General features: G+C 63.1%; 1 protein-coding gene. It reads left to right on the top strand.

Going from position 1 to position 241, the window contains the following annotated elements; genetic code table 11:
* Window positions 1-241: cupin domain-containing protein (locus OH705_RS28555; protein WP_267303612.1), on the top strand; the 241-nt coding region annotated here is incomplete at both ends.

Below are 241 nucleotides of genomic sequence, written 5' to 3'. Positions count from 1 at the left end.
CAGCACCGGTACCTATGACTACCATCCGATTGCCGGGGCCTTTCCCGAGCGACTGATGACGCCGATGTATGCGCGGATCATTGCCCGCGAGCGGCAGCAGTTTGACGAATTCATCCGCCACCCCGGCCAGGAATTCGCCCTGGTGCTCAGCGGCCGGGTGCGGATCGAGTTCGAGACCGGCGAAGCGGTGAGCATCGGGCCGCAGGAGACGGCGTACTTCAACAGCAATGTCGGGCATATC

The organism is Pseudomonas sp. BJa3 (assembly GCF_026343815.1).
Lineage (GTDB): Bacteria > Pseudomonadota > Gammaproteobacteria > Pseudomonadales > Pseudomonadaceae > Aquipseudomonas > Aquipseudomonas soli.
This window is presented reverse-complemented; position numbering and strand designations above follow the sequence as displayed.